This is a genomic window from Halomicrobium sp. HArcel3 (assembly GCF_058933135.1).
The window spans coordinates 268,253-290,367 of record NZ_JBZYDN010000002.1; the positions used below are offsets into that span (position 1 = coordinate 268,253).

The following is a 22,115-nucleotide window of genomic DNA, read 5'->3' on the forward strand; positions in this document are numbered from 1 at the left end:
GTGAGTCTATCGGCGTCCTGTCGAGCGCAGTGAGACAGGGCTCATCGGATGAGCAGCGCGAATCCGATGGCGTTCGGCCGAACTGTGAGAGGGCGGGCTCGGGAGACGAGCGCAGCGAGTCTGCCGGCGTTCGTCAACGTGCGCCCCTCGCGTTCGGCCCGTTCGCTTCGAGCGGATCGTGGGTGAGAACCGCTACAGCCCCGTCAACCAGAACGCTTTCGGGTAGTGAAATAAACACTGAGTGGCGTTTTTGAACCGTGTAACTACATATGGGGTGGTATCGCTGTGGCGGTGAACGGCCTGAACCACCTGAACGAGATTGCCGGTTTATCCCCATCCAGTCTCCAGTAGCGAGTACGATGCACACGAAACTGTTTGCACTGGTCGCGGCCGTCGGCATGCTCGGGCTCGCAGTCGGCCCCGGCGTCGCCGCGGCCGCGGCGAGCGACTCGGGCAACGTAGCGGCGAACGAACCCCTGGACGTCAGCGTCACGCAAGAAATGGGCGTGAGCATCTCCGTCACCCAGAACGGGACGGGCGTCGAGAACGCCACCGTCGACGTCGCCGTGGTCGGCAACGGCACCTACGACGAGGCGGGCACGCACACGACCAACGAGAAGGGCGCGCTCCTGCTGTCGCCGCCGGAGGAGGACGTCACCGTCGACGTCACCGCGAGCGCGAACAACCAGACGGCGACGACGACGGCCAGCCTGACGGGCACGAACGGGACCGACGCCGCGTTCGGACAGCAGGTCTCTCGGTTCGTCCAGAAGCTACTGGGCAACGGCGAGACGGCCATCGGCCAGCAGGTCGCTGACTACGTTACCTCGAACAACCCGGGCAACGCACCCGACCACGCTGGTCCGCCGGCCCACGCCGGCCCCGGTGACGAGAACGAGTCCGTCGACGAGAACGAGAGCGCCAACGAGACCAACGGCGGCAACGGCCCGCCTGCCCACGCCGGTGGTCCCGACAAGGGCGACGGTGACGACGAGGACAGCGCCAGCGGTAATGGCAACGGCGGCGGCCCGCCAGCCCACGCCGGCCCCGGTGACGACGCCGACGAAGACGACGGCGCTAACGAGGAAGACGAGACCGAAACCGAGACCGAAGCGGAATAGACGCGCAATCGACGCGAGATTCTTTTCCAGACGGCGCGCCGTCACGGTCGCGCCAGCAGTTCCTGACCACCTCCACTGCCGGGTCGGTTCTTCCGATCGGACGTGGCGAGCGACGGCGTCGTCACGACGTGAAAATTCTCGTCGGGGCTTATGCTGGTCGCGACGCTGATACCGGTGATGAGACGCATGGGGTGGACGGGTGCGCGGACGTCTGGGAGTCGCGGCGTATCGCCGGTGATCGGCGTCGTCCTGCTGGTGAGTATCGTGGTCGTCCTGGCCGCCGTCGTGGCGTCGCTCGCGATGGGCTTCGAAGGTGAGTTGCGGGAACCGGTCCCCAACAGTGGATTCGACCGGTCGTACACGCCGAGCGGTGAGGGGAACACGGACGACCGCCCGTACGTCACTATCACCCACCAGGTCGGCCGGTCCGTCGACGGGGACAACATCGTCATCAAGGACGAGTCCGGTAACACTGTCACCTGGGCGGACGTCTGGACGGGCGGACCGGAGGTCCGCGCCGGCGAGTACGTCCACATCGACGGCTTCGACAGCGACGCCGCCCTCGACCCCATCTGTGAGGAGGGACAGACGTACTGGGTGATCCTGCAGGACGACGAGGGCAACGACCTCGTCGTCAACGAGTGGACCGCGCCGGCGGCGCCGGCCCTCCCTCCGGGGTCGCCTTCGGACAGTGACGGCGACGGGATTCCGGACTGGTGTTGAGCCGTCGGGATTGTCGCACGGCCGCTGGACGACGGACGCGGCGAGATCCGTTCGCGCTCCCGTAGCGGTAGCGTTTTCAGCGGTCTCCCCCTTGTTTCGGGCATGACTGCACCCATTACGGAGCAACTGGACGACCCCGAATCGGCCCGCGAGTCGGGTCAGCGGAAGATGGACTGGGCGCGCCAGCACATGCCGATCATGGCCGCCCTCCGCGAGGAGTTCGAGGAGAACCAGCCCTTCGCCGGCGAGCGCATCGCGATGGCGATGCACGTCGAGGCCAAGACGGCCGTGCTCGCGGAGGTCCTGGCGGCCGGCGGCGCCGAGGTGGCGATGACCGGCTGTAACCCGCTCTCGACCCACGACGACGTGAGCGCGGCGCTGGATTCGGTCGACGGCGTCACCTGCTACGCCAAGCGCGGCGTCGACGACGAGGAGTACTATTCGGCCATCGAGGCGACCATCGCCCACGACCCGACGATCACCGTCGACGACGGGATGGACCTCGTCGCGGCCATCCACGAGGACTACCCCGAACTCATCGATACCATCGTCGGCGGCGCCGAGGAGACCACCACGGGCGTCCACCGCCTGCGCGCGATGGACGAGGACGGCGAACTGCAGTACCCCGTCTTCGCCGTCAACGACACGCCGATGAAACGGCTGTTCGACAACGTCCACGGCACGGGCGAGTCCTCGCTGGCCTCAATCGCCATGACGACGAACCTCTCGTGGGCCGGCAAGACCGTCGTCGTCGCCGGCTACGGCTACTGCGGCAAGGGCGTCGCCAAGAAGGCCAGCGGCCAGAACGCCGACGTCGTCGTGACGGAGGTCGAGCCCCGCCGCGCGCTGGAGGCGCACATGGAGGGCTACGACGTCATGCCGATGGAAGAAGCGGCCGAAATCGGCGACGTCTTCCTCACCACGACGGGCAACCGCGACGTCGTCGTGAAGGAGCACTTCGAGAAGATGCAGGACGGCGTCCTGCTGGCCAACGCCGGCCACTTCGACGTCGAAGTCGACCTCGACGCTCTCTCGGACCTGGCCGTCGACACCTACGAGGCCCGCGACGGCGTGCAGGCTTACGAGATGGCGGACGGCCGAAGGCTGAACGTGCTCGCCGAGGGCCGGCTGGTGAATCTGGCGACCCCCATCGCGCTCGGCCATCCGGTCGAAGTGATGGACCAGTCCTTCGGCGTGCAGGCGGTCTGTGTTCGTGAGCTAGTGGAGAACGGGGACGAGTACGGTCCCGGTGTTCACGACGTGCCGGACCGGCTGGACAAGGAAGTCGCGGAGATCAAGCTGGCTGCGGAGGGCGTGGAGTTCGACGAATTGTCGGAGGCACAGGCCGAGTATATGGATTCGTGGCAGCATGGGACGTAGGCAGGCGCCGACCGCAGGGAGGGGCCTGCAAAATGCGAGCGGGAGCCGAACGGAGTGAGGCGACACGCGAGCAGTAGGCTGGTTTCGCGCGCGGTTTGCGCGAAACCACCTTGATTGCGAACGGTGAGCGAAGCGAGCCGTGAGCAGTAGGGCGGGTCCTCCAAAGGCACCCCGTTCGCCCCCTACTGCGTCTCCACCGCGTACCGATAACCGCCGTACCACACTGCGAGGAGGCCCAGTAGCCAGCCGGCGAGCCGGAACGTGCTGATAACGTCCGACGGCGGCGTCTTCCACCCCCAGCCGGTCGGGTCGCCGCGGACCGGCCCGCCAGTGTAGACCTCGTAGAGTTCTCCCTCGGACCGGACGAGCAGGCGGCGGTCGGGCAGTTCCGCGGTGGTCTCTGCGTGGCCGTTCAGGCTGCCGTCGCCGTCGTACACCTCGCCGATAGCCCGGCGGACGGCCGGGTCGACCTCGCTTTCGTTCACGGCCACGACGTCGAGAACCCGTTCGGTCGGGACTGGCTCCATCGAGAGGACGAGGCTCCCGTTCGTGATCGTCGCTGTCAGGCGGTAGTAGCCGTCGCCGAGGCGGACGAATTCGGGGGACTGTTCGGACTCGTTCGTCACGTCGACGGACGCGTCGCCGGGGTCGTCCAGCCGGACCGGGCCGTCCGCGGCGACGTGTCGCCGGAGGGCACACCGTTTCGAGGAGACGCCGCTGGTACAGTCTTGGATGGCGCCGTTGCCGAACTCGCCGGCCGGGTGGTGCGCCGGTTCGGCCTCGGCGTAGTATTCCTGTTCGTAGGAGACTCCCTGGGGATAGAGCCACCAGCCGTTGGCGAGCAGGAGGGCGCCCACCAGGACGAGCAGGAACGTTCGACGCGTCGCGTTCACGGCGGACGCCGCTCGGGCCTGGGGCATGAGTTTTCTGGACGCCGCCGACACCGCAGGTCCGCCGGCGCCCACCCAGTCGCCCATTATCTCGACTGATAAGCGCCAGCCAACCGTTATAACCCAGAACGGTGATCCTTTCGCAAATGAGTTCGCACACCCGCGGGTCGTCGGGCAGGGCCGACGTCGAGATGGCCCACTTCTGGCAGGAGGGCGGCGGCAAGCGGATGATCGAGGAGCTGTTCACCGACTTCAGATCGAAACATCCGGGCGTGGAGGTGGCCGACCAGGCCAACACGATCGACGACCACGGCATGCTGGTCAAGAGCCAGATCTTGCGGGAGGAACCGCCGCCGGTGTTCGTCGAGTGGCCGGGCCAGAACCTGGCGCCGTACCAGCAGGCCGGCGCGATCCGGGACATCTCGGACCTGTGGGAAGAGAACGGCTGGGAAGACGTGTTCATCGAGGGGCCGCGCGAGCGCTCGAAACTCGACGGGGCGTACTACGGCATCCCCATCGACATCCACCGGATGAACAACCTGTTCTACCACGTCGACCTCGCCGAGGAGTACGGCGTCGACCCGGCCCGCGTCGACAGCCCGAGTGAGTTCCTGGAGGTGCTTTCGGCCTGCGAGGACGGTGACCTGATCGGGATGGAACAGCCGATGAAGAACCCATCCGACGTCCTCCAGCTCTTCGCGAACATCGTCATCGGCGAGTTCGGCGCCGAGACGTACGCGGGCATCACGCAGGGCCAGACCCGACGGTACGAGAGCGAACTCCGGCAGGCCGTCGAACTGCTCGACGCCTACGCCGACCTGGCCCGCGACGACGCCACCTTCGTCGACATGGTTCAGGCCAACGGCCGGTTCATGGACCGCGAATCGGTGTTCTTCCACCAGGGCGACTGGATGGCCGGCTCCTACGAGGACCAGGCCGACTTCGACTACGGCGTCGACTGGGACCACGCCGTCTTCCCGGGGACCGAGGGCGTGTTCATGCTCTCAACTGACGCGCTGGTCGCGGCCGAACACGCCGACTTCGGCGAGGACACTCGCGCCTTCCTGGAGTTCATGGCCTCGCCGCCGGCCCAGCAGACGCTGAACCGGATCAAGGGGTCGATCCCGCCACGCGAGGACGTCGACATCAGCGACTACCCCCAGATCCTCCGCGAGCAGTTCCAGGACTTCACGGCGGCGAGTCACTTCCCCGCGGGCCACGCCCTCCAGATCACGCCGGATGCGTTCGTCGAGGCGAAGATCGCCGCCTCGGAGTTCGTCACGACGCGCGACGTCGAGCGGACGACCCGGGGGCTCCTCGCGGCCTACGAGTAACGCGGCGTCGTCCAGCGCTTTCCCGACGACAACGAACGATAGCTCGGAAACACTTTTGCGGCGACCTCGAGAGTTCGAGTCATGACCGAGAGGAGGCGGAGCGACGCAGTCGAAGCGGGGGGAGCATGAGCGAGGACGGGACTGCGAACCGCTGGGACGCCGGCGACTACGACGGCGACCACGCGTTCGTCCACGAGATGGGTGCGAGCGTCGTCGACCTGCTCGACCCGGGGCCGGGCGAGCGAGTCCTCGACCTGGGCTGTGGGACGGGCCACCTGACCGCCGAAATCGCAGCGGCGGTCGGCGACGAGGGGGACGTCGTCGGCGTCGACCAGTCCGCCGAGATGGTCGCCGAGGCGCGCGAACAGTATCCCGGCCTCGCGTTCGAGCGGGCAGACGCCACGGAGTTCGCGTCCGACGAGCCCTTCGACGCCGTCTTCTCCAACGCCGCACTCCACTGGATGACCGACCAGGACGCCGTCGTTGAGCGGGTGGCCGACGCGCTCCGTCGAGGGACGGAGAATTCGTCCGCAGGTGGTCGGTTCGTCGCCGAGATGGGCGGCCGCGGCAACGTCGCGACCATCGTCGACGCCACTATCCGGGAACTGACCGATCGGGGGTACGATGCGAGCAGTCCCTGGTACTTCCCGACGGTGGGCGAACAGGCGAGCTTGCTCGAACGCCACGGCTTCGAGGTCCGCCTGATGCGACTGTTCGACCGGCCGACCGAACTCGACGGCGGACGGGACGGCCTCCGGAACTGGCTCGGGATGTTCGGTGACTCGCTGCTGGCCGGGCCCGACGAGGCCGAACGGCGGGCGGTCGTGGCCGCCGTCGAGGACCGCTGCCGTGACGCCCTGTTCGATGCGGCGTCGGGGACGTGGACGGCCGACTACCGGCGGTTGCGGTTCGAAGCGGTCCGGACGACAGCGTGAAGAGAGCGTGGTGACGAGACGGCTGGACGGAGGAACGGCGTCGAGCGGTGCTCATAGTGGTAGTTGTAACTTTTTACCGGCGTTCGCCGGCACTGGCCACGTCGAACGCCGATAGACGAACGGAGTGAGTCTATCGAGCCCGGCCTCACGCAGTTCGGCCGGACGCCGGTACGGGCTTACAACTACTACTATCAGTTCTCGTCGACGGGCCGGTCCGAGACCGTGAACACCAGGCTGTCGTCGTCGAGGGCGTCGATGCGCGTCTGGGCGGTGAAGGTGGAGCCGTCCGCCCGGCGAAGCTCGCAGTCGCCGATCCAGCGCCAGCCGTCCGCGAGGCTGGGGAAGGCGTCCTCCGCCAGGCGGGCCACCTCGCTATCGGGGAACAGCGCGCGCCACGGCCGACCGACGAGTTCCGGCGGCGCCGCGCCGAACTGGCGGGCGAACAGGGTGTTGACGTACTCGACGGTGCCGTCCGGCGTGACGATGGCGACGGCGTCTGAGCCGTGGGCGAGGGCGGCCAGCGACCGGCGGGCAAGGTCCGTCGCCCGGCGGTATCCCACGACGGTACGGATCCGGTCGGCGAGGTGCGCGTACTCGCTACGGGTGGTCGCCGGTCGGAGCCGTTCGGTCCAGTCGAGTTCGGCGAGGGCGTCGCGGACCGCTCGCGAAGGATTCGCCGCCAGGAGGACAGTCGGGACGGTCCGGTCACGGTCCCGTATCGTCTCCAGCAGTTCGAGGCGGTCGGCGTCGGAGAGGTCGGGCCCGCCGACGACGCAGTCCGCCGCGTCGACGTGGGCCGGTGCCGCCGCCGGCGTCGTGACCGTCGCGACGCTGATCTGGTCGGCATCGGCGAGGGAATCACCGGCGAGCAGCTCGCCGAGCCCCTCCTCCCCGTCGGGGTCGGCGGCGACGCCGAGGACGCTAATCGGCGCGGCGGACTGCTCCTCTCCCGGCAGGAGTTCAGCCGGCGAAGACCCTGACTCTATCATGGCCATCACGTGACGGTGAGTCGTGCTCGACGGACCATCGGCTCGTGCCGCCGAGACCCTGGTCTGTGTCGTGTCATGGGACGATAGACTGGACGCGGTCCGACTGGACCCAGGCGTGGCCGTTCTCCGGGTCGGCGATGGTCGCGACCGTGTGCTCGCCGTCGGTGTGGACCTCGTAGGTTTCCCTGATCTCCCCGTCGGCGTTCGGGAGGCGTTCGCCCGTCGTCATCGGCCTGCGTCCACCGACGGGGAGACGTACTCCTCGCCGTCGACCGTGACGACTCCATTCGCTCCCACGTCGACGGCGTGGTCGCCGTACTGAAAGGTGACACGGACGCCGGACCCGGTCCTGACGAGCGCCTCGAGGGCGTCGGTGTCGATGACGGTCGCGAGGGGCGTCATCTCGAGGGGGTCCGTCTCGGTGTGGTCGGCGATAGCCTGGACGATGTCTGCGCAGACGGCGTCGGTCTCTCGCACAGCGGTAGTGGCTTCCATTGTAGTCGTACAAACGAGCAGACTGGTCATTTCGCTGTCCGCAATATGCGTTGCGACGGCGGGCGACAGGGGTAACGTGTATAGTGTTCCCGCCGATTCGCATCCGCCCCGACCCGCCGCGACGGGGCAGGCTCGCCGTGCTTCCGGCGGCTCTGCAGTGCTCCGGGGAGCAGCCGTCTTTCTGAAATGCATCTGAATGGACGTGTATAATGAGTGTCGAACTCTAATGACACGATATGACTGCATCATGGGGCGTGGTTCCCGCGACCGACCGGTGGCTCCACCGGTGGAATCGGGTTCACGCGTGGTTCGTCCTGTCCGTCGCGTTCTGCGTCGCCGTCTCCGTGGGCATCTTCGGCGACCCGGTAGTATTCGGGGGCCTCGGCGGTCCGGGCCCGGTGTTCGTGGGACTCGCGGGACTCGCCGTCGCGGGCGGTGACGACGACGCCGTCGGCGACCTCCTCGACCGGATCGAGCGCTTCGAGGACGGCGAGGACGTCGACTTCGAGAGCGACCGCGAGGACGATATCGGCCGGCTGTACGACGCCGTCGGGTCGCTGGCCGACCGTGCTGGGGGCAGCGACCGACGAACCGGGGGTGCCGGACGCGAACTCGACCGTCCCGCGGCCGCCACCGACGAAGCGCTCGACGCCGTCGAGGACGTGTTCGCCGTCATCGACGAGGACGGCTACCCCCAGCGGTGGAACGAGCGTCTCACCGACGTGCTCGGATACGACGACGCGGAGATGGAGTCGACCCACGTTCTGGAGTGGTTCCCGGCGGACGAACACCGGACGGTCGAGGGGGCGATACGGGCTGCCTCCGAGACGGGCAGCGTGCGAATCGAGGCGCCACTCGCCGCGGTCGACGGGGAGCGGACCCCCTACGAGTTCGTCGCCTCGGCGCTCGAAGACGCCGACGGGAATCCGGTCGTCGCGGCAATCGGCCGTGACGTCACCGAGCGCACGGATCACGAACGCGAACTGGAGCGCCAGGCGAGCCTGCTGAACTCGCTGTTCGAACAGATCCCCGTCAGCCTCTACGTCAAGGACGAGGAGGCGAGATACGTTCGCACGAGCTTCCCGTACATCGACGACCAGTTCCCCGACGACGAGGAGTGGTTCCGCGGAAAGACCGACACGGAGATATTCGCCAACGAACTCGCCGCGGAGAGCTACGAGGACGACCGCCGGGTGATCGAGGAGGGAGAGCCGATCACGGAGAAAGTCGAGTTCGAGCCCGACGAGGAGGAGTGGCTCCTCACCTCGAAGGTGCCCTGGCGTGACGACGACGACGAGGTCCGTGGGCTCATCGGCATCACACTGCACATCACCGAACAGAAGCAGCGCGAGTCGGAACTCCGCGAGACGAAACGGATACTCGAACTCGCACTGGAAGGGACGAAAACCGGCGTCTACGACTGGAACCTGGAGACGGACGAAGTCGACTGGAGCGAGACGTTCGAGCGGATGCTGGGGCTCGAACCGGGCACCTTCGAGGGGACGTACGACGCCTTCGAACGGCGGGTTCACCCGGACGACGTGTCACGAACCGACGCGGCGGTCCATCGCGCTCTCGAGAGCGGCGAACTGTTTCAGACGGAGTTCAGGCTACGCCACGAGGAGGGTCGATGGATCTGGGTCAACGCCCGCGGCCGCGTCGTGTACGACGAGGACGGCCACCGGCGGATGCTCGGGATATACAACGACGTCACCGAGCGCAAGGAGCGCGAGCGGCAGTTGCGCGAGCGGGAGCACCGTCTCGAACGGTACCGGGAGTACACGGAGGACGTCCTCGACGCCATCGACGACGTGTTCTACCTCGTCGACGAGGACTGGGAGCTCAAACGGTGGAACCGGAGCCTCACCGAGGTGACCGGGTACGACGACGAGGAGATAGCCGGGATGAACGTCCGGGACTTCTTCGCCGAGGACGAAGCCGACCGGATCACGGCCGCGCTGGCCGACATCGAGAACCGCGTGGGCGACCCGCTCGAAGTCGACTACCGGACGAAAGAGGGCGATTCGATCCCGCTCGAGTTCGTCGCGGCGCCGCTGACGGACCCTGACGGGAACGACGTGATCGCCGGGATCGGCCGGAACATCAGCGAGCGCAAGGAGAAGGAACGGCAGCTCTCGCGGCTTATCGACAACGTTCCCGGGTACGTCTACCGGTCCGAGGCGGCCCCGCCGTGGCGGACCGAGTTCGTCAGCGAGGGGGTCCGCGACATCACCGGCTACGACCCAGCGGTGCTGGAGAGTGGCGAGGTGAACTGGGACGAGGACGTGATCGCCGACCGGAACGAGGCGATCGCCGCCGAAATCGAGGCGGCGGTCGAGGAACGGGAGCCGTTCTTCTTGCTGTATCCCATCGACACCGCCGACGGGGAGCGGCGCTGGGTCAAGGAACAGGGGCGCGGCGTCTACGCCGACGACGGCTCGGTCGAGGCGATCGAGGGCGTCGTCATCGACGTCACCAGACAGCGAACGTACGAACGGAAACTCGAACGGACGACCGGCCTGCTCCAGCGCGTCCAGGAGATGGCGGACATCGGCGGGTGGGAACTCGACGTGACGACCGACCCGCCGGAACCGAGGTGGACCGAAGAGATGTACCGGCTCCACGACATGGAGCCGGGCGACGAGATAGACTTCGACGAGATCGTCGCCAAGTATCACCCGGACGACCAGGACCGGGTCGGCGAGAACCTCGAGACGATCTTCTCGGGGGGGCCGGCCACTGACTTCGAGGCACGGATGATCACCGACGACGGGGAGGTACGCTGGATACACACGCTGGCCGACGCGATCTACGAGGACGGCGAGCTCGTCAAGTACCGGGGAGCGTTCCAGGACGTCACCGAGCGGAAGGAACGGGAGAGCGAACTCGAACGGACCACGGACCTCCTCGAACAGGCGGGACGGATCGCCCGCATCGGTGGGTGGGAATTCGACCTGACCACCGACCCGCCGGAGATGACCTGGTCGGACGAACTGTACGACATCCACGGCGTGGAACCCGGCACGGCGGTCGACGTCGAGATGGCCGTCGGCCTCTACCACCCCGACGACCGGGAGTACATCCAGGAGAGGTTCCAGGCGGCCATCGAACGCGGCGAGAGCTACGACATGGAGGTCCGGATCCAGTCGCAGGGGGACCAGCACCGGTGGGTGCGGGCGCTGGGCGAGGCGGTCTACGAGGACGGCGAGGTCGTCAAACTCCGCGGGTCGATTCAGGACATCACCGAACAGAAAGAGCGAGAACGGGAGCTACGGGCGACCAAGAACCGGATGCAGAAGTTCATCGAGACGTCACCGGTCGGCGTCGTCGGAACCACTCCCGATGGCGTCGTCACGCTCTGGAACGACGCGATGGAGCAGATATTCGGGTGGTCCGCCGAGGAGGTGCTGGGAGAACCGTACCCGGCGATCCCCGACGGCGACGACGACGACCCGGACCCGGTCCGCCAGCGCGTTCTCGACGGCGAGGCCATCTCGCAGGTCGAACTCGAACGGGTGACGAAAGGCGGCGAGCGGATCGACGTCTCGCTGTCGACGGGACCGGTGTACGACGCGGCGGGGGACATCAGCGAGGTCGTGGGGTACATCGAGGACATCACCGAACGCAAGGAGCGCGAGCGCGAACTCCAGGAGACGAACGAACGGCTCAACGCCGTCATCGACGCCTCGCCGGACGCCATCGTCGCCCTCGACACGGACGGGACCGTCACGCTGTGGAACCCGGCGGCCGAGCGAATCTTCGGCTGGCGCGAAGACGAGATTCTCGGCGAACCGATGCCGATCGTCCCGGCCGAGCGGGCCGAGGAACACGCCGACATCCTGCGTCGCCTCGCCGGCGGTGAGACAGTCCGGGGCGCCGAAGTCCTCCGCCAGACCAGGGACGGGGAGCGAATCGAGTTGAGTCTCTCCGCCGCGCCGCTGCGCGACGCCGACGGAACCATCGTCGGCAATCTCGGCGTCAGCGAGGACATCTCCAGGCGTAAGGAGCGCCAGCGGGAACTCGAACGGACGAAGGACATGCTCGCACAGGCCCAGCAACTCGCCGCGGTCGGCGGGTGGGAGGTGGACGTGACCAGCGAGCCGTACGGGCTGACCTGGACCGACGAACTGTACCACATCCACGGCCTCCAGCCGGGGGCGGACCTGACCGTCGAGGAGGCCTTCGAGTTCTACCACCCCGAGGACAGGGACCGTATCCGCGACGCGGTCGAGACCATCGTCCAGGCCGGCGGGAGGTACGACGAGGAGGCGCGGATCCAGGCCGCCGACGGCGAGCAACGGTGGGTCAGGACCATCGGGAAGGCGATACGAGAAGACGGGGAGACTGTCAAGCTCCGCGGGGCGTTCCAGAACATCACCAGGCAGAAGGAGCGCGAACTGGCCCTGCAGTCGCTCCACGACGCCACCAGAGACCTGCTCCACACCGAGTCCGAGACGGAGGTCGCCGACCTGGTCGTCGAGACGGCGGCGTCGCTGTTCGACGTCCCGGGCGTCGCCGTCTACACCATCGACGACGCGTCGAACCGGCTGGTCCCGGCGGCCTACACCGACGCGTTCGAGACGCTCTCCGACGGGGCGCCGGCCGTCGGCGTCGGCGACGACGCGGCCGTCTGGAACTGCTTCGCGACGGGAGAGCGCGTGGTGTTCGACGACGCCGAGACCGCCCGCCAGTCGCGGGTGTTCGGCGAGTCCGTCGACGGCGGCCTGCTCGTCCCGATGGGCGACCACGGCGTGTTCGTCGTGGCGACCGACGGCCCCCGCATCGACGACGACACCCGCCGGCTGGCCGAGACGCTCGTGGCGACGACGGAGGCCGCCTTCGACCGCCTGGCCAGCGAGGCCGACCTCAGGAAGCGCGACGCGGAACTCGAAGCACAGAACCAGCGACTCCGCCGACAGATCCAGATAAACGACATCATCCGCCGGGTCGACCAGTCGCTCGTCGGCGCCACCAGCCGCGAGGAGGTGGAGTCGGCCGTCTGCGACCGCCTGGTCGAGTCCGACGACGTCGCCTTCGCCTGGATCGGTGGGTTCGACGGCGACGGTGACGAACTCGTCCCCCGGACGTGGGCGGGGTCCGGCCAGACCTACCTCGACACGCTCGCGCTGGACGACCTGGAAGGCTCGGCCGAGCCATCGCTGGCGACCGCCCGCTCCGGCGAGGCGACGGTCGTCGGCAACGTCGTCGACCGGCTTCGCGAGGACGCCTGGCGCCGGGGTGCCCTCGCGAACGACTTCCACTCGGTGATCAGCGTTCCCCTCGCCGTCGACGAGTACAGCCACGGCGCCCTCACCGTCTACGCCGGCGAGCCGGACACCTTCGGCGACCTCGAACGGACGGTGTTCGCCGAACTCGGGCGGTCCATCGCCAACGCCATCAACGCCGTCTCGGCCCGCGAGGCGCTCCACGCCGACACCGTCGTCGAGCTGACGCTCCAGTTCGAGGACCCCACCGGCGTACTGGCGCGGGTCGCCCGCGACGCCGACTGCGACGTCGAGTACGAGGGCATCTCGACCCGGTCGGCCGACGAGACCCAGCTGTTCTTCGCCACCACCGGCGCGGCCGCCGACGCCGTCGCCGACGTCCTCGAGGGCCTCTACGCCGTCACCGAGTGCCGACTCGTGAGCGAGAGCGACGACGGCCGGTGCCTGTTCGAGGTCACCGTCTCCGGGGCGGTCCTCCCGTCGGCGCTGGTGGACCAGGGCGCCTCGCCGCGGTCCATCCGCGCCACGGCGACCGGCATGGAAGCCGTCGTCGACCTGCCGACGTCGACGGACGTCCGCGAGTTCGTCGAGACGCTCCGCGAGGAGTTCCCCTCCGTCGAACTCGCCGCCCGGCGCAACGTCGAGCGAGGCATGGGGACCCGCCAGCAGCTCCTCTCGTCGCTACTGGGCGAGCTGACCGACCGACAGCTGGAGGTACTCCGGACGGCCTACTTCGCCGGCTTCTTCGAGTGGCCCCGCCAGAGCACCGGCGAGGAGGTCGCGGAGATGCTCGACGTCACCCAGCCGACGGTGAACCGGCACCTCCGCCTGGGCCAGCAGCGCCTGCTCGCCCAGTTGTTCGACGAGGAGGCGCCGGAACTCGTGGCGGCGTAGGTGGGGTCCCTGTTCGTTTTCATCACTCGAATCGAGGCCGGTTCGGTGACCGCACTGCGGCTTAGTCCGCCCCGACTTCGCCCACCTGCACCTTCCAGAGGTCGGCGTAGGCACCCTCGCGGGCGACGAGTTCGTCGTGGGTGCCGACCTCCTCGATCTCGCCGTCGTCGAGCACGACGATCTGGTCGGCGTCGCGGACCGTCGAGAGCCGGTGGGCGACGACGATAGTCGTCCGGTCGGCGGTCACCTCGGCGAGGCTGCGCTGGATCAGGACTTCGGTCCGGTTGTCGACCTGGCTGGTGGCCTCGTCGAGGACGAGCAGCGGCGGGTCGGTCAGCAGGACGCGGGCCAGGGCGATGCGCTGGCGCTGGCCGCCCGAGAGCTTCGTCCCGCGCTCACCGACCTCGGTCTCGTAGCCCGCGTCCATCGAGGAGATGAATCCGTGGGCGCCGGCCTGCTTCGCGGCGGCGACGACGTCGGCGTCCGAGACGTCGTCGCTCACGGGTCCTTCGTCCCCGTTCGCTCGTCCCGAGGTCTCCTGCGGGTCGACCTCGCTGGCTCCATAGGCGATGTTCTCCCGGACGGTGCCGGTGAAGAGGAACGGGTCCTGGGCGACGTAGCCGATGGAGTCCCGGAGCGCGGGGAGCGAGACGTCCCGGACGTCGTGGCCGTCCAGCCGAACCGCGCCTTCGTCTGGGTCGTAGAATCGCAGCAGGAGCTTCGTGAGGGTGGACTTGCCCGCGCCGGTCGCGCCGACGAGGCCGACGGTCTCGCCGGGGGCGGCGTCGATGGCCACGTCGCTGATCACCTCTTCGTCAGTACCGGGATACCCGAAGGAGACGTCGTCGTACTCGACCCGTCCCGCGACGTCGGTGAGTTCGACGCCCTCGGCCTCGCGAGGCGGTTCGACCTGCTGGATGCCGACGACGCGCTTGGCGGCGGCCTTCGCGCCCTTGTAGAACCCCGTCACCCGGGCGAGGACCCGCATCGGCCCGACGAGGTTCTGGGTGTAGTAGAGGAAGGGGATGAGTTCGCCGGCCGTCAGCGTGCCCTGGAGGACCCAGAAGCGGTCGTCGAGCACCCACTGGGTGCCGACGACGAAGGTGAGCAGGAACGCCATCCCGGCCAGCAGGCGGAGCGCCGGTTCGTGGCGCGAGCGGGTGACGTGCGAGCGCCAGATGGCGCCGCGGTGGACCCGCGACCGGTCGGCGACGCGGTCGGTCTCGTGGCGCTCGCCGCCGTAGGCCTTGACGACGGGGACGCCGCTGATGGCCGTCTCCAGGGCGGCGTTGAGCTTGCCGGTCTCCGCGCGGACCACGTCGTGGCGGCGTTCGTGGCGACGGCCGAACCACCAGTTGGCGACGGCGACGACGGGGGCGAGCGCGACGGCGACGAGCGCGAGACGCCAGTTCAGCAGGGCCATGTAGCCGAACGAGGAGAGGGTCACCACCGTCGCGTAGACGGTCATCTGCGGGCCGTTGGTGAGGAACTCCTCCAGCCGGTTGACGTCGTTGTTGAGCACGCTCATGACGTCGCCCGTCTGCTGACCGTCGAAAAAGCCCATCCCCAGGCGCTGGACGGTGTCGAAGGCGTCGACGCGGACGGCGTGCTGGATGCGCTGGGCCAGCAGGTTCCAGCAGTACTGGCCCGTGATGGCGAGGCTCACGTCGGCCACCTTCAGCCCCACCAGCAGCGCCGCGGTGAACGCGAGCATCCTCGCGGGCTCGTCGCCCGGGACGACGCCCGTCGGCAGGAGCGGCAGGTCGTAGGGCTGCCCGTTGAACATCGCGTCGAAGGCGATGCCGATGACGAACATGTCCGCCGTCGCGAGCACCTGGGCCAGTCCGCTGCCCAGAATCCCGACGACGACGAAGAGGGCGTTCTCGCGGCCGCTCTCGGCGACGAGCCGGTACAGCGGCCACCGGTCGACCGCCGCGTCGGCGACGTTGTCCGGGGTGTCGTCGCGCGTTGCATTCGACGTCTCCCCGTCACCGTCGTCGCTCGCTTCGCTCATCGAACCACCTCCTCGCCCTCGCTCACTCTGTCGAGGAACGAATCGGAGAGGGCGTCCGTCTCACCGACCTGGACGCGCCAGAGGTCGGCGTACAGCCCGTCCTCGGCCACGAGTTCGTCGTGGGTGCCCGCCTCCCGGATCCGGCCGTCGTCGAGGACGATGATCTGGTCGGCGTCCCTGACCGTGGAGAGGCGGTGGGCGATGGCGATGGTCGTCTGTTCGGCCCCCAGCGCGTCGACGCTGGCCTGGATCTGGCGTTCGGTCTCGTTGTCGACGTGGCTCGTCGCCTCGTCGAGGACGAGGACGTCCGGCTCGCGCATGATGGCCCGCGCGATGGCGATGCGCTGGCGCTGGCCGCCGGAGAGGCGGCCGCCACGCTCGCCGACGTGGGTGTCGTACCCCTCGGCCAGGTCGGTGACGAACTCGTGGGCGCCGGCGAGTTTCGCGGCCGCGACGACGTCCTCGTCGGTGGCGTCCGCGACGGCGTAGGCGACGTTCTCCCGTACCGTCCCGTAGAAGAGGAACGGGTCCTGGGAGACGTAGCCCAGGTGACGGCGGAGGCTGCGCCGCGAAACTGTCGAGATATCCGTCCCGTCGATGCGGACGGTCCCCTCGCTGGGGTCGTAGAAGCGGAACAGGAGCTTGACGATGGTGGACTTGCCAGCGCCGGTCGGGCCGACGATACCGATCAGGTCGCCGGGCTCGGCGGTGACGTCGACGTCTTCGACGGTCGCTTCTTCCGCGCCGTCGTAGGCGAAGGCGACCTCGTCGTAGTCGAGGCGGGCCTCGCTGACCGATAGCTCGCCGTCCTCGTCGTCGGTGTCGAGCGCGTTCGTCCGTTCGAGCACCGCGACGACCCGCTTGCTGGAGGCCAGCGCGTTCTCGTAGCTGTCGAGCACTTCGAGCATGAGCTGGCGGATGGGGGCGTAGAAGGACTTCCCGTAGAAGAGGAAGGTGACCAGCGTCCCGGCCGAGAGGGGGTCGACGAAGGCGGGGGCGTCGCCCATCACGACGAGCGCGCCGGCGGCGAACACGCCGATGAACACCAGCGACGCGAGCAACCAGGTGCTCAGGTTGTACGCCAGCCGCAGGCGGATGACGTCCCACTTGTCGTCGCGGTACCGGGCGGAGACGTCCTGGATCGCGTCGCGCTCGTCGTCTTCGGTGCCGAAGGCCTTGACCGTCGTGATGCCGTCGATGGAGTCCTCCAGCCGGGAGTTGACGGTCCCGATGGTCGCCCGGACGGCGTCGTAGCGGGGCTCGACACGGACGGCGTACCAGTAGCTCAGGCCAGCGAGGACGAGCGGCATGAGCGCGAGCAGTATCGCCAGTTGCCAGTGGAGCAGCGCCATGAAGGCGAAGGAGACGACCACCTGGAGGAGAAATCGCAGGCCGCGGAAGGAGGCGTCGCCGAACTTCCGGAGGTTCCCCACGTCGTTGTTGAGGACGCTCATCAGGTCCCCCGTCTGGCGGTCGTCGAAGTAGCCCATCTCGTGGCCCACGAGCGCGTCGAACGTGTCCACGCGGACGTCGTGGAGTGTCCGGTAGGTCGCCGTCCCGGAGATACGGCCGCCGAGCCAGCTCAGCACCGCCTCGGCGACGAACGCCACCGCGAGCAACGTGATGGTGAAGGCGACCTGCCCCGCTTGCTCCTCCGGGATCAACGCGTCGGGGACGAGCGGCAGCGAGTAGGGCGTGCTCTCGAGGAAGATGGCGTCCAGCGCGACCCCGACGAGCAACGCCGGGACTCGCCCGGGTATCTGGGAGAGGCCCATCCCGGCCCCGCCGAGGACGAACCGGAGGCTGTGCGGGCGGGCGTACCGCCGGATCAGGTGGCCGAGCGGGTCGCCGTCGACGGGGGTGGTCTCTGGATCAGTCACGTGTTTCCTCGCGAACTGCGGTGGTCGAAAGGCTCGGGAGTGGACGGCGATTCGCAGACGACGGACGGGACGTGTCGTTCCGGAGCCCTGTGATTTCTGTGGGTGTGCGTACCACAGGCGTACGACCCCGTCCCGCGACTGCGCGGGGTCAACCTAGATCGACGGGCGTGAGAGCAGTGAAACATCGGTAGATGCGAGTTCGTCAATCGGCCGGCGTCGCCGCCAGGTCGTCTTCGTCGACGACCCTGTCCGACCAGGTGTCCCTGGCGAACCACGCCGTCACGAGCAGCGCTGCGCCGACGTGCATCAGGGCGATGGCCCACCAGGCCCCGTCGGTGCCCATCTCGAACCACCGGAGGAGGACGTACGCAGGGATCACCTGCAGTCCCCAGACGGCCGTGACCGAGAAGATCATCGCCGCGCGGGTGGAGCCGGCGCCGTTGAAACAGCCCTTGATGACGTGGAAGACGCCCATCAGCCCCCACGTCGGCGCGACGATGTAGAGGAACCGCACGCCGATGGCGACCACCTCGGCGGCGCCCTCCCCGTCGATGAACACCGAGACGATGGGCTCGGCGTAGGTGACGGCGACCAGCGTCAGGACGAGATAGACGGAGACGAGCATCCCGACGGCCATGAAGACGACGCGCCGGGCCCGCTCGGCCCGCTCGGCACCGAGGTTCTGGCCGACGGCGGTCTCGACGCCCATCCCGAGGCCGACCGCCAGCAGGAACACCAGCGAGTTGATCCGCGAGGAGATGCCGAACGACGCCACGGCGGTCGGGCCGACGATGGCGACGATGGCCGTCATCGCGCTGTAGGATAGTGCGCCGGAGCTCTGTTCGATGCTGGCGGGGTACCCGATCTCGACGATCTTCTTCATCGTCTCCAGTTCCAGTCGCAGGTCCGACAGCGACAGCGAGAGCCCCAGGTGGCCGGTGAACAGGAGCGCGATGCCCGGAATCGTCGCGAGCGAGCGCGAGATGATCGTCGCGATGGCCGCACCCTGGACGCCGTAGCCGGTGAAGCCGGTGGCGGCGTACAGCGACGCCTGGAGCGATTCCAGGTTCACCAGCGCGAACAGCGGGTTAGCCCGGAAGCCGAAGATGAAGATCGGGTCGAGGACGATGTTCACGGCGACGCTGAGGCCCATCAGGTACATCGGCGTCTTCGTGTCGCCCCAGCCGCGCAACAGCGACTGGAAGACGAAGAAGCCGAACATGAACCAGACGCCGACGAAGATGACGCGCATGTACTCGACGGAGTAGGCGAACACGTCGGTACCCGGTTCGGCGCCGATGAGCCGGAGGAACGTCGGCGTCATGAAGTACCCCACGACACCGAGCACGAGCGAGAACAGCGTGACGAACGCCAGCGTCTGGCCGGCGACCTCGTTGACCCGGTCCAGCTTGTCGGCGCCCTTGTTCTGGGCGACGAGGACGCTCCCGGCCAGCGTGAGGCCGCCGCCCAGCGAGATGAGGACGAACACCGGCGGCCAGGAGAAGGAGAGCGCGCTCACCGCGTCCTTCCCCAGTTGCCCGACCCAGATGGTGTCGACGAGGTTGTACAGCACCTGCAGGAGCTGCGTGACGACGATGGGCGCCGAGAGGGCGAGCAGCGGGCGCCACAGCGACCCCGAGGTCAGGTCGCGGTCCGGGTCCTCGCTCACTCGCCGCCCTCCTCGCCGACGAGGAGTCGGTCCACGAGCAGGTCGTCGACGGCGGCCATCACCTCGTCAGTGGGTGCCGCGTCACCGAGGACGACGCCGTGTGCCTGGGCGCCCTCGATGGCCGAGCGAAACAGCGCGGCGAACTCCTCGGGGTCGACCGACTCGTCGAACTGTCCCTGCTCCTGTCCGTCGCGAACGATGTCGGCGATCAGTTCGCGGATCCGCGCGTCGTTGCGCGCCAGTTGGTCGCGTAGCTTCTCGTCGTACGGCGCCTGGGCGCGCAGGCCGAGTAGCGCCGTGTGAAAGTCGTTGGCGTCGTTGCCGTCGTCAGCACCGACGACGACGATATCGGCCATTCTGCGGAGTTCCTCGACCGGGTCCTGGCCGCCGCAGCCGGTGACCATCTCGACGAAGTTCTCCAGCAGGTGGTCCATGAACGCCGCCAGCAGGTCGTCCTTGGAGTCGTAATGGTAGTGGATGAGCGACTTGCTCTTGTCGAACTCGTCCGCGATGGACTGCATCGTGAGGTTCGCGTAGCCGTGCTCACAGAGGGCGTCGAACGTGGCCGACATGATCGCCTCCCTGGACGAGTCGTCCGGAGCCATTACCGACTGACTATCTGGTCAGTATACAAATAGGCGTCGGTCGTCGGCCGCGCCGGTGGGGTCGCCGCGCGTTCGTCGAGACCGTCTCGAGGTTGCTCGCCGTCTCGAGGTTGCCAGATCCGTGCGAGATACCGTCCGGCCGCTCCCCTGAAAGTCAGCGAGATGCCACGAGCCCGCCGGATACGTCGTGATACGAGCGGTACCACTAAGCAACTCGCCACCACATGCCCACTTGGATGCAAGTGTTCGGGTCGAGCGGCGTCCGGGGAGTCGCCAACGAGGAGTTGACGCCGTCGTACGTCCTCCAGATCGCGCAGGCGGCGGGGACGGTGTGGGAGGCCGACCGCGCCGCGCTCGCGCGCGACACCCGGACGACGGGACAGCTGTTCGCGAACGCGGCCGCCAGCGGCCTGGCCAGCGTCGGCCTCGACGTCGACCGGCTCGGCGAACTGCCGACGCCGGGGCTGCAGGCGTACTGCGCCGCGGAGGGGGTACCGGGACTGATGATCACCGCCTCGCACAACCCACCCGCGTACAACGGGGTAAAGCTGGTCGGCGCCGACGGCGTCGAACTCGACCGGACGACGCTCGACAGCGTCGAGGAGCGACTCGACGCCGAGGCGTGGACGCCGGTCTCCTGGGCCGACGTCGGCGCCGCCCGACACGTCGACGGCGTCGGCGAGTCCTACGTCGAGGGGATCCTCGACGCCGTCGACCGCGTGGCCATCGCCGACGCCGACCTCACCGTCGTCGTCGACCCCGGCCACGGCGCCGGCTGTCACACCAGCCCCGACTTCTTCCGGGAACTGGGCTGTACGGTCCACACCGTCAATGCCCAGCCCGACGGTCACTTCCCCGGTCGCGACCCGGAGCCAGTCGCCGCCAACCTCGCCGACCTGGCCGAACACGTGAAAGCGACCGACGCGGACCTGGGCGTCGCCCACGACGGCGACGCCGACCGGGCGACGTTCGTCGACGAAGATGGCGAGTTCGTCAACGGCGACGCCGCGCTGGCCGCGCTGGTCGAGGCCACCGTGGAGCCCGGCGACGCGGTCGTCTCGGCGGTCAACGCCTCCCAGCGCGTCGCCGACGTCGTCGAGGCGGCCGACGCCGACCTCACTCTGACCGCCATCGGCAGCACGAACATCATCACCCGGGTCCGGGAGCTACAGGCCGACGGCGAGCGCGTCGCCATCGCCGGCGAGGGCAACGGCGGCGTCATCTATCCCGACTACCGCATCGCCCGGGACGGCGCCTACACCGCCGCGAAGTTCTGCGAACTGGTCGCCGAGCGACCGGCCAGCGAGGTCGCCGGCGCGTTCGACGGCTACGCCAACGTCCGCGAGGCCGTCGGCTACGCCGACGAGGCCGAGGAGACGGCGATGATCGGGGCCATCGAGGACACTGCCCGCGACGCCGTCGCCGAACTGGACACGACCGACGGCTATCGCCTGGACTACGGCGACGGCTGGGTGCTGGCCCGCCCCTCCGGCACCGAGCCGGTGATCCGTATCTACGCCGAGGCTCGGACCGAAAGTCGTGCGGAGGAACTGGCGGCGATGTTCGGCGACGCACTGGGGCGCGTGCAGGACTAGTCGTTCCCGTCGTAGTCGACGTCGTCCCGGTTTGCCAGCAGTTTCGATAATACTGTGCCGTCGAGTTTGTAGAGGAAGTCCGCGATGTCGCTGTCGGCGTTGAACTGGTAGCGCTTGCTCGGGCCGGTCTCCCTGGTGAACTCGACGACGCCGAGGTCGAGGAAGTCGTCCAGGTGGTCGTAGACGGTGCTCCGGGCGACGCCGGCCTGGCGAGCGATCTCGCTGATGCTCAGGTCGCGGTCTCTATCGCCCACGAAGACGCTCAGGATGCGAACGCGGGCGCCGCCACCGAGCAGTTCGACGAGCGGGGTTCCGTCCGCGGCCGCTTCTTCGGAGACTGGTTCCGACATGGGGATACACGGACGT

Annotated in this window: 16 protein-coding genes; 7 read left to right on the plus strand and 9 right to left on the minus strand. The window is 68.3% G+C overall.

The window, feature by feature from the left end:
- The first annotated feature begins 359 nt into the window (after nt 1–359).
- From AC5FRV_RS07145 to AC5FRV_RS07155, 3 genes are all read left to right on the plus strand, one after another.
- On the plus strand, nt 360–1,121 hold the full coding sequence (locus tag AC5FRV_RS07145; RefSeq protein WP_493560412.1) for a hypothetical protein: 762 nt from the start codon (nt 360–362) through the stop codon (nt 1,119–1,121).
- 177 nt (nt 1,122–1,298) lie between these two features.
- The gene (locus AC5FRV_RS07150) at nt 1,299–1,844 is read left to right on the plus strand and encodes a type IV pilin domain-containing protein (RefSeq protein WP_493560413.1); all 546 of its coding nucleotides are present in this window, start codon (nt 1,299–1,301) and stop codon (nt 1,842–1,844) included.
- Between the two features lie 102 nt (nt 1,845–1,946).
- Entirely contained in the window at nt 1,947–3,224 is a 1,278-nt protein-coding gene (locus AC5FRV_RS07155) for an adenosylhomocysteinase (RefSeq protein WP_493560414.1), read from the plus strand.
- Nucleotides 3,225–3,406: 182 nt separating this feature from the next.
- On the opposite strand, the gene AC5FRV_RS07160 is transcribed toward AC5FRV_RS07155, so the two are convergent.
- Nucleotides 3,407–4,201, minus strand: coding sequence for a DUF8127 domain-containing protein (locus AC5FRV_RS07160; protein ID WP_493560415.1), 795 nt, complete (start codon nt 4,199–4,201; stop codon nt 3,407–3,409).
- A gap of 59 nt (nt 4,202–4,260) precedes the next feature.
- Between AC5FRV_RS07160 and AC5FRV_RS07165 the strand changes: the two genes are divergently transcribed.
- Together AC5FRV_RS07165 and AC5FRV_RS07170 are read left to right on the plus strand one after the other, a co-directional pair.
- Complete coding sequence (locus AC5FRV_RS07165) at nt 4,261–5,448, plus strand: ABC transporter substrate-binding protein (protein WP_493560416.1); 1,188 nt, start codon at nt 4,261–4,263, stop codon at nt 5,446–5,448.
- A 125-nt stretch (nt 5,449–5,573) separates the two neighbouring features.
- The gene (locus AC5FRV_RS07170) at nt 5,574–6,383 is read left to right on the plus strand and encodes a class I SAM-dependent methyltransferase (RefSeq protein WP_493560417.1); all 810 of its coding nucleotides are present in this window, start codon (nt 5,574–5,576) and stop codon (nt 6,381–6,383) included.
- A gap of 191 nt (nt 6,384–6,574) precedes the next feature.
- Here AC5FRV_RS07170 and AC5FRV_RS07175 read toward each other — a convergent pair whose 3' ends face one another.
- The 3 genes from AC5FRV_RS07175 to AC5FRV_RS07185 all read right to left on the minus strand — a co-directional run bounded on the left by AC5FRV_RS07175 (nt 6,575) and on the right by AC5FRV_RS07185 (nt 7,867).
- The gene (locus AC5FRV_RS07175; protein ID WP_493560418.1) at nt 6,575–7,372 is read right to left on the minus strand and encodes a PAS domain-containing protein; all 798 of its coding nucleotides are present in this window, start codon (nt 7,370–7,372) and stop codon (nt 6,575–6,577) included.
- Nucleotides 7,373–7,445: 73 nt separating this feature from the next.
- Entirely contained in the window at nt 7,446–7,601 is a 156-nt protein-coding gene (locus AC5FRV_RS07180) for a hypothetical protein (RefSeq protein WP_493560419.1), read from the minus strand.
- Nucleotides 7,598–7,867: a HalOD1 output domain-containing protein gene (locus tag AC5FRV_RS07185; RefSeq protein ID WP_493560420.1), complete on the minus strand. Its 270-nt coding sequence runs from the start codon at nt 7,865–7,867 to the stop codon at nt 7,598–7,600. Before AC5FRV_RS07185 ends, AC5FRV_RS07180 begins: the two co-directional genes overlap by 4 nt.
- Nucleotides 7,868–8,103: 236 nt before the next feature.
- On the opposite strand from AC5FRV_RS07185, the gene AC5FRV_RS07190 reads away from it, so the two are divergent.
- Nucleotides 8,104–13,986, plus strand: a complete 5,883-nt coding sequence (locus tag AC5FRV_RS07190) for a PAS domain S-box protein (RefSeq protein ID WP_493560421.1) — start codon at nt 8,104–8,106, stop codon at nt 13,984–13,986.
- A gap of 61 nt (nt 13,987–14,047) precedes the next feature.
- Here AC5FRV_RS07190 and AC5FRV_RS07195 read toward each other — a convergent pair whose 3' ends face one another.
- The 4 genes from AC5FRV_RS07195 to AC5FRV_RS07210 all read right to left on the minus strand — a co-directional run bounded on the left by AC5FRV_RS07195 (nt 14,048) and on the right by AC5FRV_RS07210 (nt 20,154).
- Complete coding sequence (locus tag AC5FRV_RS07195; RefSeq protein ID WP_493560422.1) at nt 14,048–16,000, minus strand: ABC transporter ATP-binding protein; 1,953 nt, start codon at nt 15,998–16,000, stop codon at nt 14,048–14,050.
- Entirely contained in the window at nt 15,997–17,880 is a 1,884-nt protein-coding gene (locus AC5FRV_RS07200) for an ABC transporter ATP-binding protein (RefSeq protein ID WP_493560423.1), read from the minus strand. The genes AC5FRV_RS07195 and AC5FRV_RS07200 overlap by 4 nt, the downstream gene beginning before the upstream one ends.
- Before the next feature lie 202 nt (nt 17,881–18,082).
- Nucleotides 18,083–19,549, minus strand: a complete 1,467-nt coding sequence (locus AC5FRV_RS07205) for an MATE family efflux transporter (protein ID WP_493560424.1) — start codon at nt 19,547–19,549, stop codon at nt 18,083–18,085.
- Nucleotides 19,546–20,154 carry a TetR/AcrR family transcriptional regulator gene (locus tag AC5FRV_RS07210; RefSeq protein WP_493560425.1) on the minus strand — a complete coding sequence of 203 codons (609 nt, stop codon included), beginning with the start codon at nt 20,152–20,154 and terminating at the stop codon, nt 19,546–19,548. The genes AC5FRV_RS07205 and AC5FRV_RS07210 overlap by 4 nt, the downstream gene beginning before the upstream one ends.
- Nucleotides 20,155–20,390: 236 nt before the next feature.
- Here AC5FRV_RS07210 and glmM point away from each other — a divergent pair, with 236 nt between their 5' ends.
- Nucleotides 20,391–21,749: a phosphoglucosamine mutase gene (glmM, locus tag AC5FRV_RS07215; RefSeq protein WP_493560426.1), complete on the plus strand. Its 1,359-nt coding sequence runs from the start codon at nt 20,391–20,393 to the stop codon at nt 21,747–21,749.
- Here the strand turns inward: glmM and AC5FRV_RS07220 are convergent.
- Nucleotides 21,746–22,099, minus strand: coding sequence for a winged helix-turn-helix domain-containing protein (locus AC5FRV_RS07220; protein ID WP_493560427.1), 354 nt, complete (start codon nt 22,097–22,099; stop codon nt 21,746–21,748). The two genes, glmM and AC5FRV_RS07220, sit on opposite strands and share 4 nt — an antisense overlap.
- Between the last annotated feature and the right edge of the window lie 16 nt (nt 22,100–22,115).

What these genes read in the sequence shown, in the direction of transcription:
- AC5FRV_RS07145 (WP_493560412.1), top strand. Translation starts at nt 360, where the DNA reads ATGCACACGAAACTGTTTGCACTGGTCGCGGCCGTCGGCATGCTCGGG.
- AC5FRV_RS07150 (WP_493560413.1), top strand. Translation starts at nt 1,299, where the DNA reads ATGAGACGCATGGGGTGGACGGGTGCGCGGACGTCTGGGAGTCGCGGC.
- AC5FRV_RS07155 (WP_493560414.1), top strand. Translation starts at nt 1,947, where the DNA reads ATGACTGCACCCATTACGGAGCAACTGGACGACCCCGAATCGGCCCGC.
- AC5FRV_RS07160 (WP_493560415.1), bottom strand. Translation starts at nt 4,201, where the DNA reads ATGGGCGACTGGGTGGGCGCCGGCGGACCTGCGGTGTCGGCGGCGTCC.
- AC5FRV_RS07165 (WP_493560416.1), top strand. Translation starts at nt 4,261, where the DNA reads ATGAGTTCGCACACCCGCGGGTCGTCGGGCAGGGCCGACGTCGAGATG.
- AC5FRV_RS07170 (WP_493560417.1), top strand. Translation starts at nt 5,574, where the DNA reads ATGAGCGAGGACGGGACTGCGAACCGCTGGGACGCCGGCGACTACGAC.
- AC5FRV_RS07175 (WP_493560418.1), bottom strand. Translation starts at nt 7,372, where the DNA reads ATGATAGAGTCAGGGTCTTCGCCGGCTGAACTCCTGCCGGGAGAGGAG.
- AC5FRV_RS07180 (WP_493560419.1), bottom strand. Translation starts at nt 7,601, where the DNA reads ATGACGACGGGCGAACGCCTCCCGAACGCCGACGGGGAGATCAGGGAA.
- AC5FRV_RS07185 (WP_493560420.1), bottom strand. Translation starts at nt 7,867, where the DNA reads ATGGAAGCCACTACCGCTGTGCGAGAGACCGACGCCGTCTGCGCAGAC.
- AC5FRV_RS07190 (WP_493560421.1), top strand. Translation starts at nt 8,104, where the DNA reads ATGACTGCATCATGGGGCGTGGTTCCCGCGACCGACCGGTGGCTCCAC.
- AC5FRV_RS07195 (WP_493560422.1), bottom strand. Translation starts at nt 16,000, where the DNA reads ATGAGCGAAGCGAGCGACGACGGTGACGGGGAGACGTCGAATGCAACG.
- AC5FRV_RS07210 (WP_493560425.1), bottom strand. Translation starts at nt 20,154, where the DNA reads ATGGCTCCGGACGACTCGTCCAGGGAGGCGATCATGTCGGCCACGTTC.
- glmM (WP_493560426.1), top strand. Translation starts at nt 20,391, where the DNA reads ATGCAAGTGTTCGGGTCGAGCGGCGTCCGGGGAGTCGCCAACGAGGAG.
- AC5FRV_RS07220 (WP_493560427.1), bottom strand. Translation starts at nt 22,099, where the DNA reads ATGTCGGAACCAGTCTCCGAAGAAGCGGCCGCGGACGGAACCCCGCTC.